Here is a 2,606-nt window from a genome sequence, read left to right on the forward strand (position 1 = left end):
AGAGGGCGAAGAATTTCTGTTCGATCTCAAAACCGATCCCTACGAGAAGCAGAACCAGCTGCAGCATAAAGCAGAGAAGCTGGCAGAACTTCAGAAACGTCGAGATGCGCTTGCGGATCATTTCTCACCGTAGGCTTCAGCAGCAGATCAATTTACACGACAATTTCAACTTACAGCAAAGATGATCCCCTTATATCACAGCACGTGAAAAAAAGTTTCGGTTTTTTGAAAACGACGGCCATCGGAGGACTGATCTTTCTGTTACCTTTGATCGTGATTGGCGCTTTGGTCGGCCAGGTCGTGCCTATCGTGCTGGCGGTGGCGGGTGTGCTTTCCGATTATATCCCCGTCAAGACGCCGTCAGGTATTGCGATGCTGATCGCGTTTTCGATCGGCATCTTACTTCTCATGTGTTTTGCCGCCGGTCTGATTGCCCGCTGGTCGATTGGCAGAAGTCTGTCTCAACTCATCGAAAGAAATCTGATTCTGCTTTTTCCCCGCTATGCCATTTATCGCGAACAACTTAAAGGGAGTATCGGCGGCGATCATAACAAACCGGAAATGATTCCGGTCCTCGTCCGTTTTGATGATGTCACCCGGATCGCTTTTCAAGCCGAACAAATTGATGGTCCGCTGATTTCAATTTACCTGCCCGGCTCTCCCGATCCCTGGTCAGGTTGTGTGATTTTCATGACTCCCGATCGGGTCGAAACACTGGCCATTCCCTTTTCTGAAGCACTCGGCATCTGCGAACGCATGGGCCGCGAATCGCTGCACTTTCTCGATCAGCAAACACCGCTCACACAAAAATAATCAAAGTTTCGGTTTCCCCGGGTCCACACGTCGTGTAGGATAAAAAGATCGAAGTTCCTCATATTCCCGCCTGATAAATACCATCATGGAGGCTCAACCATGCCCGTACATCTGCCCGCTCAAAACCGTCGTCAATTCTTGTTTACATTAGGCGCTGGATTTATCACCTATAGCTCTGGTGCGTTTGCTGGGGAAAAACAGTCTGAGGATCTTGTCTATCTGTTGAACGACACTCATATTGGCGAAAAACATCCGACGAATTCTCCCATTCCCAGTCATTTGCGCCAGGTCGTCAGCGAACTGGTGAACCTCGAACAGAAGCCGGCTTGTGTGTTGATTAATGGTGACCTGGCTTTGAAAGATGGACAGCCCGGCGACTATCGCCATTTCGCCAAACTGATTCGCCCGCTGCGCGAAGCAAAAATCGACACACACCTGACACTGGGCAATCATGACGAGCGCGACGTCTTTTACGGTGTGATGCAGGAAGAACAGCCTGAAACGCCGCCGGTGAAATCAAAACACATTTCCGTCGTACAAACCAAACACGCCAATTTTTTCCTGCTCGATTCGCTGCACAAAACGATGGTCACGCAGGGAACGCTGGGCAATGAACAGCGAGCCTGGCTGACGAACGCCCTCGACGCACACGCGGACAAGCCCGCGATCATCGTCACGCACCACAATCCGCGTCTGGGCGGCGATCCGAATCATTTTCCCGGCGGCTTAACCGACTCGGTTGAGCTGTGGGAGATCCTGGCACCACGCAAGCAGGTCAAAGCCTACATTCACGGGCATATTCACGATCGCGGCAACGCCGAACACAAAGGTATTCACATTCTCAATACGCCGGCCACTTCGTATGTCGCCAATCCCGACCTTTCGACCACCGGCTGGACCGTCGCCAAACTCAGTCCTGAGGGCATCACGCTGACGACGCGTACCACCAATGCAGACCATGCCTGGAACAATCAAACAAAAACGCTGACCTGGCGCTAACGGCAACAGAGCTAATTCTGCCGCGGAAGTTTTAATTGCACTTGCTTCTTGCCTCGGACCACCGTCACCTCGGCGGTCTGTCCGGGCTGCAGTGCATTCACACCATAAGCGAGAAGATCTGTTTCACGGGAGAGATCGTTTCTGCCATTGAAAGAAATGATCAAGTCACCTGTCCGGAAACCTGCCTGTTTTGCGGCGGCATGAGGACCGTACTGACCAATGTGACGGATGCGGAGCGCCATCGTCGTTTCTTCCGGAAGCCCGGCAGCTTTAAGTTGTTCTGCCGTTGCTTCTTCCAGAGCCGCCCCCCCGAGCACCATGCGACGCAGAGGCCAGCTGCTCACCCGCCAGGACAGATCATCGCTGCGTTTCCAGCCTTCAGGAAGTGTCATCGTGAATTCAAGCTGCTTTCCGTTTCGATCAATGACAGCAGTCAGTTGATCCGTCTCACGCGCGTGATGCAATACCCACTGCACGTCAGCAATCGAAAGCAGCGGCTGCCCTGCCAGAGTCAGAATCTGATCTCCCGGCTGAAAACCGGCCTGCGCGGCGATGGAATTCTTCTGTACCTCTTTCACCACTGCTTTTTCTTGCGGGTCCAGAATCAGTCCCAGAATTTTGGGGTGCGGGTACTGAAACAGGATCTGTTCCGGCAGTGGTTTCTGATCTCTTAAATAGAAGTCGCGTTGCGCATCGCCGATCTGATGACAGTGAATACAACTTTTAACGACTTCTTTTTTCTGATTGATGGTCGAGCGGTATTTTCCCGCCAGCAGAGGATACTGCTCCGGGGA

At 52.3% G+C, this 2,606-nt stretch carries 3 protein-coding genes; 2 read left to right on the top strand and 1 reads right to left on the bottom strand.

The features are described 5' to 3' along the window. Positions 1-204 precede the first annotated feature (204 nt). Positions 205-813: a DUF502 domain-containing protein gene (locus tag Q0294_RS17970; protein ID WP_299468201.1), complete on the top strand. Its 609-nt coding sequence runs from the start codon at positions 205-207 to the stop codon at positions 811-813. 99 nt (positions 814-912) lie between these two features. Further along, positions 913-1,812 (top strand): metallophosphoesterase, encoded by a 900-nt coding sequence (locus tag Q0294_RS17975; RefSeq protein ID WP_299468204.1) that lies wholly within the window; start codon positions 913-915, stop codon positions 1,810-1,812. 11 nt (positions 1,813-1,823) lie between these two features. Here the strand turns inward: Q0294_RS17975 and Q0294_RS17980 are convergent. Continuing rightward, a partial coding sequence (locus tag Q0294_RS17980; protein WP_299468206.1) for a PDZ domain-containing protein occupies positions 1,824-2,606 on the bottom strand: 783 nt, incomplete at its 5' end.

The sequence above is a fragment of the uncultured Gimesia sp. genome, from assembly GCF_937919775.1.
In the GTDB taxonomy this organism is placed as follows: domain Bacteria; phylum Planctomycetota; class Planctomycetia; order Planctomycetales; family Planctomycetaceae; genus Gimesia.